The organism is Sodalis-like endosymbiont of Proechinophthirus fluctus (assembly GCF_001602625.1).
Taxonomy (GTDB): domain Bacteria; phylum Pseudomonadota; class Gammaproteobacteria; order Enterobacterales; family Enterobacteriaceae.
On the sequence record NZ_LECR01000075.1, the window covers coordinates 13,864 to 21,953 of the forward strand.

General features: G+C 50.4%; 7 protein-coding genes and 1 pseudogene. 4 read left to right on the forward strand and 4 right to left on the reverse strand.

Annotation, left to right across the window (positions count from 1 at the left end):
- The 3 genes and pseudogenes from BG74_RS17755 to aspA all read right to left on the reverse strand — a co-directional run.
- Positions 1–719: pseudogene (locus tag BG74_RS17755) on the reverse strand (protein-disulfide reductase DsbD domain-containing protein); the annotation flags it as partial.
- Positions 719–1,075 carry a divalent cation tolerance protein CutA gene (gene cutA, locus BG74_RS07340; protein ID WP_066597556.1) on the reverse strand — a complete coding sequence of 119 codons (357 nt, stop codon included), beginning with the start codon at positions 1,073–1,075 and terminating at the stop codon, positions 719–721. The gene cutA and the pseudogene BG74_RS17755, both read right to left, overlap by 1 nt.
- Positions 1,076–1,145: 70 nt before the next feature.
- Entirely contained in the window at positions 1,146–2,582 is a 1,437-nt protein-coding gene (aspA, locus tag BG74_RS07345) for an aspartate ammonia-lyase (RefSeq protein ID WP_066597558.1), read from the reverse strand.
- Between the two features lie 541 nt (positions 2,583–3,123).
- Here aspA and BG74_RS20835 point away from each other — a divergent pair.
- From BG74_RS20835 to groL, 3 genes are all read left to right on the forward strand, one after another.
- Positions 3,124–3,372, forward strand: coding sequence for an FxsA family protein (locus BG74_RS20835; protein ID WP_439895707.1), 249 nt, complete (start codon positions 3,124–3,126; stop codon positions 3,370–3,372).
- A 244-nt stretch (positions 3,373–3,616) separates the two neighbouring features.
- Complete coding sequence (locus tag BG74_RS07355) at positions 3,617–3,910, forward strand: co-chaperone GroES (protein WP_066597560.1); 294 nt, start codon at positions 3,617–3,619, stop codon at positions 3,908–3,910.
- Positions 3,911–3,956: 46 nt separating this feature from the next.
- Complete coding sequence (gene groL, locus BG74_RS07360; protein WP_066597561.1) at positions 3,957–5,603, forward strand: chaperonin GroEL; 1,647 nt, start codon at positions 3,957–3,959, stop codon at positions 5,601–5,603.
- Between the two features lie 263 nt (positions 5,604–5,866).
- On the opposite strand, the gene epmB is transcribed toward groL, so the two are convergent.
- The gene (gene epmB / locus BG74_RS07365) at positions 5,867–6,895 is read right to left on the reverse strand and encodes an EF-P beta-lysylation protein EpmB (protein WP_066597563.1); all 1,029 of its coding nucleotides are present in this window, start codon (positions 6,893–6,895) and stop codon (positions 5,867–5,869) included.
- Between the two features lie 40 nt (positions 6,896–6,935).
- On the opposite strand from epmB, the gene efp reads away from it, so the two are divergent.
- On the forward strand, positions 6,936–7,502 hold the full coding sequence (gene efp / locus BG74_RS07370) for an elongation factor P (RefSeq protein ID WP_066597570.1): 567 nt from the start codon (positions 6,936–6,938) through the stop codon (positions 7,500–7,502).
- Positions 7,503–8,090: the final 588 nt, after the last annotated feature.

The window sequence follows — 8,090 nt, forward strand, 5'->3', positions numbered from 1 at the left end:
AGCAGGGTATAAGTAATGGCCATCCCCATAACGTAAACCACCGCAGCAGGAAGTACCATAGCAGTGATAAGTCGCATGCGGGTTCTAAGGATCACGGAGGAAATCAGCGGATACATCGGCAGTACGCAAGGAGTGAAGGCGATACCGATACCAATAAGCAGTGCCACAGAGGTGAAAACGGCACGCTATCATTTTTGAGCGGAGGCGCTAAGGTAATAATCCCCTGGATGAGCGAAGGAGAAGGTGTCGGGACGAGGGTGGCGCAGCCTGTGTCTATCGCGCCATCCAGCGCCGTGACTACGGCCAACAGGGGGATGACCTGGGTTTCCGACGGATAGTAAAAGACCGCTTCCGCGCAGCCTTGTCAACTGACACGCAGCTGGCTGTCGTTTTGCGCCTGTGTCAGCGGAAGCGTAATGTGCAGGTCATTGCGGTAAATCGTCACATTGCCATAAAACTCATCGTGATGACGGTTTCCGGTAGGCATCATGAATACGCCTAGGGCGGCGTTTACCACCGGCTCCAGCCGGATCTGTTGGCGGTATAAGTAGTAGCTGGGATGGATGTCCCAGCTCAGCATCAATTGCGATCCCTGCTGATAAAAATTGAAGCGGAACGACTGATCCGCTGGGATGAATTGGTTGCCGTGAGTATTGCCGAACAAGGCGGGCCTGAGCGGCCTGCGGTGGCGGCAGGCATGCTAGCCACGCCAGCAAGATTAGCTTAAAGAATTATTGAGCCATGATAGATAATCGGGGTCGCCGCTGACGACGGGAAGTACCAATAACTCCGGGGTTTGATAAGGATGATGGGCTTTGATTTGCGCGAATATTGCCTGTCGCAGGGTTATGCGGCTTTTGATAAGCAATTGCACCTCGGCCTGCTGTTCGAGCATCCCTTGCCAATAATAAAGCGATATGGCACCTGGCAATAGCGTGACGCACGCGGCGAGGTTGCCGGCCAATAAACGCTGGGCGATGGCGTGGGCGCAAGCATCGTCGGGCGCGGTGCACAGAATGATACACGATCCGGCATCTTCGGGTTTTGGGAGGACGCCGTCTGGGTTATCTGCCATTATTATCCCCTGTATGGAAAACGCCGGCGGGCATTATAGCTTGTTCGCGCCGGCGGCGATAGTGCAGGAGTCAGGATGGGGTCTCGTCGGGATAGTGTTTGGCTTTGTACTTAGGATTCATTAAGTTTTGCAGCGAGAAGATATCATCCAGTTGCGCCGCGGTTAGCAAACCGCGCTCAAGCACGACCTCGCGCACACTTTTACCGGTCTCGGCACAGATTTTACCTACGATATCGCCGTTGTGGTGGCCAATAAAGGGGTTGAGATAGGTCACGATACCTATGGAATTAAAAACATGTTGCTCACAGATAGCCTGGTTGGCGGTGATGCCACCAATGCATTTATTCTGTAGATTAAAACAGGCATTGGTAAGAATATGCATCGACTCGAACATCGCCTGGCCGATAACTGGCTCCATAACGTTCAACTGCAACTGACCCGCTTCCGCTGCCATGGTGATACAGGTATCGTTGCCGATCACTTTGAAGCACACTTGATTCACCACCTCCGGCAGCACGGGGTTGACCTTAGCAGGCATAATAGATGAGCCCGCTTGCAGTTCGGGCAGATTGATTTCATTCAATCCGGCCCGCGGCCCAGAGGATAAGAGACGCAGGTCGTTACATATCTTGGATAATTTCACTGCCAGGCGTTTCAGAGCGCTGTGGACCATGACATAGGCGCCGCAGTCGGAGGTGGCCTCAATCAAATCCTCAGCCGGGATGCAGGGCAGGCCGCTTATCTCCGCTAGCTTCTCTACCGCCAGCGCCTGATACCCTTCTGGGGTATTCAGTCGGGTACCTATGGCGGTAGCGCCGAGGTTCACTTCCAGCAGCAATTGCGCGGTGCGCAGCAGGTTTTTGTTTTCTTCCTTCAGCAGCACGTTAAAGGCGTGAAACTCCTGGCCGAGTGTCATTGGAACCGCGTCCTGCAGCTGGGTTCTGCCCATCTTTAGAATGCCATTGAATTGCTGAGCTTTTTTCTCAAAACCTACCCCCAGATAGTCTATCGCTTCTACCAAGCTCTGGAGCGCGTGATAGACCGCCAGGCGGAAACCGGTGGGATAGGTGTCATTGGTGGACTGACATAAGTTGAGGTGATCGTTGGGATTCAGGAATTGGTATTCCCCTTTTTGGTGCCCCATCAGCTCCAGGCCGATATTCGCCAGCACTTCATTGGTATTCATATTGACAGAGGTACCGGCTCCTCCCTGGAACACATCCACAGGAAACTGATCCATGCAGCGACCCCGGCTCAGAACTTCATCACAGGCGCGGGCGATGATATCGGCGATATCCCGCGGTAGCATATTAAGATCTTTATTGGCTAGTGCGGCGGCTTTTTTTACCATCACCATACCGCGTACCAGCTCGGGAATATCGCTGATACGCGTATTGCTGATGTAGAAATTTTCACTAGCGCGCAGGGTATGAATGCCATAATAGGCGTCAGCCGGCACTTCGCGGGTGCCGAGTAGGTCTTCTTCTATACGGATGAGAGTTAACATGCGTTTTCCTTTTAATTGTCGGTATTTATAATTAATTTTAAAATAAAATGTGTTAATATATGCTATATATAGTGTATTAAACTAATTTAATTTTTATTTTTGCTATTATATTCTGTCATTAAGATAAGACCATTAAGCCGATCACGATTAGTTAATCGTTTTTATTTTAACTAGTTAGCACGAGAGGCAAAAGGCGCTTACGAGACACGGACCCGGCGTATCGCTTGAAAATCGTCTTGAGGGATACCATTACATTAAGACAAGCCGGCAACAAGGCGCATTTTTTGTGGTGGCGAATTTTATCGACTTGGGCGGGATTACTCTCGCAGCAGTAATCGATAACACAGGAGAATTCGGTGCGTTGGATCCTGTTACTAATCATTTTTATCATTACTTATATTGAGATTCCCCTTTTCGTCCAAGTCGCCCATGTGCTTGGCGTGCTTGCGACATTACTTCTGGTAATCGCGACATCATTATATCGGTGTATCTCGCTGGTAACGGGCAGGGGCTGCGTATTCTGAGACAAATGCAGATCAAGTTGGCCCGCAGTGAGAGTCCCCCCGCCGGCGAGATGATCAAAAGCGTCTCGCTATTGCTTGCGGGATGTGTGCTGCTGCCCAGTTTATTCACTGATTTCCTCGGCCTGCTGCTGTTATTGCCGCCGATACAGCATCTGTTAACGATGCGCTTACTGACTTATCTGCGTCTTCAGCCGAGCAGTCCCAGCGCCAGTAGCGAGACTTTTGAAGGCGGAGTCGTCGTCATGATCTTTCCCACGACAAACTAAACGGCTATTGCGCCGATGAGAAATAGGTAAAAAATAGGATGAGGTAATAACATATAACTTATTGATTAATATAATTAAAAATTTTTAATGGCTAAAATTTAATCACTTAAGTGAAAAAAATTTATTTTATCCCCTTGAAGCTTCTCTGAACGCCCCCATCTTATTTACCACGAAGCCGGGCATGACATAATGCACGGCGTTCATCCCAAAAAACTGATACGGACTTTCTCAAGGGGAGTTATCAATGAAAATTCGTCCATTACATGATCGCGTTATCGTCAAGCGTAAAGAAGTTGAAGCTAAGTCTGCGGGCGGCATCGTGCTGACCGGTTCCGCTGCTGGCAAATCTACTCGCGGTGAGGTACTGGCTGTGGGCCACGGCCGGATTCTGGAAAACGGCGAAGTGAAAGCGCTGGACGTGAAGGTTGGCGACATCGTGATTTTCAATGACGGATATGGTGTGAAGGTTGAGAAAATCGACAATGATGAAGTGCTGATTATGCCTGAAAGCGACATTCTAGCTATTGTTGAGCAGTAATCCGTGCGTTAATCATCTGAACTGAACGAATTTAAGGAAAATCGAAATGGCAGCTAAAGACGTAAAATTCGGTAACGACGCTCGCGTAAAAATGCTTCGCGGCGTAAATATTCTGGCCGACGCGGTAAAAGTGACCCTGGGTCCTAAAGGTCGTAACGTAGTGGTGGACAAATCCTTCGGCGCGCCCGTCATCACCAAAGACGGCGTTTCAGTCGCGCGTGAGATTGAACTGGAAGATAAGTTCGAGAACATGGGCGCCCAGATGGTGAAAGAAGTTGCCTCCAAAGCTAATGATGCTGCAGGCGACGGCACCACCACCGCAACCGTGCTGGCTCAGTCTATCGTAAATGAAGGCCTGAAAGCCGTGGCCGCCGGCATGAACCCGATGGACCTCAAGCGCGGTATCGATAAAGCCGTTATCGCCGCTGTAGAAGAACTAAAAAAACTGTCTGTTCCTTGCTCCGATTCCAAGGCGATCGCGCAGGTGGGTACCATCTCCGCCAACTCCGATGAAACCGTCGGCACCCTTATTGCTGAAGCTATGGCGAAAGTGGGAAAAGAAGGCGTCATCACCGTGGAAGAGGGTTCTGGTTTACAGGATGAGTTGGACGTAGTTGAAGGGATGCAGTTCGATCGTGGTTATCTTTCCCCGTATTTTGTCAACAAGTCGGAGACCGGCGCTGTTGAAATGGAAAGCCCGTTCATTCTGCTTGCTGACAAGAAAATTTCCAATATCCGCGAAATGCTGCCGGTGTTAGAAGCCGTCGCCAAAGCAAGTAAGCCGCTGCTGGTTATCGCTGAAGATGTTGAAGGTGAAGCGCTGGCTACGCTTGTGGTGAATACCATGCGCGGTGTCGTTAAAGTTGCCGCAGTGAAGGCGCCTGGCTTTGGCGATCGCCGTAAGGCTATGCTACAGGATATTGCTATCCTGACTGCCGGTACCGTTATTTCCGAAGAAGTCGGCCTTGAGCTGGAAAAAGCTACCCTGGAAGATATGGGGCAGGCCAAGCGTGTCGTTATCACCAAAGACACTACCACTATCATCGACGGCATGGGCGATAAGGCCCTTATCGATGGTCGCGTTAAGCAAATTAACCAGCAGCGAGATGAGGCCACCTCCGATTACGATCGTGAAAAACTGCAAGAGCGAGTGGCTAAACTGGCTGGCGGCGTGGCAGTTATCAAAGTAGGTGCCGCGACCGAGGTTGAAATGAAAGAGAAGAAAGCCCGTGTTGAAGACGCCTTGCACGCTACCCGCGCCGCAGTGGAAGAAGGCGTAGTCGCCGGCGGCGGCGTGGCACTTATTCGCGTAGCCAACAGCATTGCTGAACTGCGTGGCGACAATGAAGATCAGAACGTCGGTATCAAAGTTGCGCGCCGCGCTATGGAAGCACCGCTGCGTCAGATTGTCGCCAACGCCGGTGAAGAACCGTCCGTCATCGCGAATAAAGTGAAAGCAGGTGAAGGTAATACCGGTTACAACGCAGCAAACGAAGAGTACGGCAACATGATCGACATGGGTATCCTGGATCCGACCAAGGTAACCCGTTCCGCGCTGCAGTATGCGGCTTCTATCGCCGGTTTGATGGTCACTACTGAATGTATGGTGACCGACCTGCCGAAGGAAGATAAACCAGACCTAGGCGGCGCAGGAGGTATGGGTGGCGTTGGTGGCATGGGTGGCATGATGTAACCCCTTATGTCATTAATGGCGTTTTAAAACCCCCGGCTTACCGGGGGTTTTGTTTTTTTGGTAAAAATTATCAATGAAGCGGGTTTTGTAGCAACGTTATCTGTTATCTATGGCGACCAGACAGGTCAGTAAAAAAGAAACCTACTAGCTAGCTCTGTACTGCTGGACAGCAAGATTCAAAGCCAGAGGTCTATGACTGAGCGAGGCCCGCTACCTGACAATTCCCATACATTGGTGCGTTAACCGGTAGGTAGCTAATGCCGTCAGAATTGCCGCAGTCCCAGATCCAGCAGTGTCTTGCTGCGCTCGCCGCCAATTTCCCGCGTCAGACGTGGTACTAGATAGCCTGACACTTTCTCCAACAGTTGCCGCATAATCTCCCGTGCTTGGGTATCATGCACCATAAAATGCGCAGCCCCCTGTACCCTATCTAACACATGCAGGTAATAAGGTAAAATGCCGGCGGCGAAGAGGGTTTCACTGAGCGCTGCCAGTGTATCAGCGTTATCATTTACGCCGCGCAGCAGTACACTTTGGTTGAGTAATGTCACCCGCGTATTGCGCAGCCGTGTCATACTGTTGCAGACAGCAGTATCGATTTCACGGGCGTGGTTGATGTGGGTCACTAGCACTACTTTCAGTCGGCAGCCGGCCAACCGCCGGCAAAGACGCTCAGTTATACGTGCTGGGATGACGATCGGCAGCCTGCTGTGAATGCGCAGGGTGGTCAGGTGGGGGATCTTTTCCAACAGACAAATAAGCTCATCCAGCTCATGATCTTTAGCCATTAACGGATCGCCGCCGGAAAGAATGATCTCATTTAGTTCAGAGTGCTGCTGGATATAGGCCATAGCGCGCAGCCAATTCGTTTTGTTGCCATGATTTTTCTGATAGGGAAAATGGCGCCGAAAACAGTAGCGGCAATTGACCGCGCAGCCGCCTTTTACCAACATTAGCGCGCGGTTATGGTATTTATGCAGCAGGCCGGGTATCACGCTGTGCTGCTCGTCCAGCGGATCTGTGCTGAATCCCGGTGCTCGATCGAATTCCTTATGTACCGTAATCACCTGACGCAAGAGCGGATCGCCCGGATCGCCCGGTATCATGCGCGCTGCAAAAGTGCGGGGAACGCGAAACGGAAACAAGCGCCGTGCCTCAGCTCCCTCGCGCAGGTCAGCGTATTGCCCGAGCCTAAGAAGCTCTAGGAGTTGCACAGGGTCGGTGATGACATCGTCAAGTTGATATAACCATTCTTCTCTAGCGGGCGTATTTCGGATTATAATGCGTGCCATTTTTTGGCTTAATTACCAAGTTTATATTAAGAGGACCATTATGGCGTCTTATAGTACCAATGAATTCCGTTCCGGTCTTAAAATCATGCTTGATGGCGAGCCGTGCGCGATCATTGATAATGAATTCGTGAAGCCCGGCAAAGGCCAGGCGTTCAACCGGGTCCGTCTGCGTAAGCTGGTTTCTAGTAAAGTGCTGGAAAAAACCTTCAAATCCGGTGACTCGGTGGAATCCGCCGATGTGATGGATATTAACCTGATATACCTGTACAATGACTGTGAGTTTTGGCATTTCATGAATAATGAAAATTTTGAACAGCTGGCCGCTGATGCTAAAGCCGTTGGTGACAATGTCAAATGGCTGGTCGAACAGGCCGAATGCGTGCTGACATTGTGGAACGGCCAGCCGATTGCTGTGACGCCGCCTAACTTCGTGGAGATGGAAATCACTGAAACTGACCCGGGCCTCAAAGGCGATACAGCTGGCACCGGCGGCAAACCCGCTATACTGACCACCGGCGCAGTGGTGAAAGTACCACTGTTCGTTCAAATTGGTGAAGTGATCAAAGTGGATACGCGCTCCGGCGAGTATGTCTCTCGGGTTAAATAATGCGTTACGGGAAACTCCCTCTTAGAGGCGGTGGTAACTGACTTTTGGCATTCGTGGATTTTTTAGAACATTGTTGATAAAAATGACCTAGCTATTGCTGCTTGCTGTTGTTCTGGCGCTAACGGCTTTAAGCAGGTGTAATGCTATCCGCGACTTCGGCGAAGATGTGCAATATCTTGGGTAGGACCATTCCCAGGTCGCCAGCTGATCTCAGCGCGTAAAAAGCCTGAGATTGAGCACCTTGGCTACAGAAATTGGACAGTGAAAATATGATTTAAGTTAATAATAATTAATGTTAATTATATTACTTTTTTTTAAAAAAATGTCATTGTCCTGTTATCAGTTGTAGCATTGTCTTCACTGACCCGCGTGTAAGACGACCTGTGGTGCCGGTGAAGATGTCTCTGTAGATGGTGAGTCCATTCAGTGCGAAATACAGTAACAGCAATTCGGTAGCTATTAAGGCTTCACCTCTGCGCATGGGGCTCCCTTAAGGCTTAGGGCGATGTAGCGCAAGTGATATCCAGTAGGATGGGTACGACTAGAGAAAGTGCTTAGCCACGGCTCTTTGCTTCGAACAGCATTCGA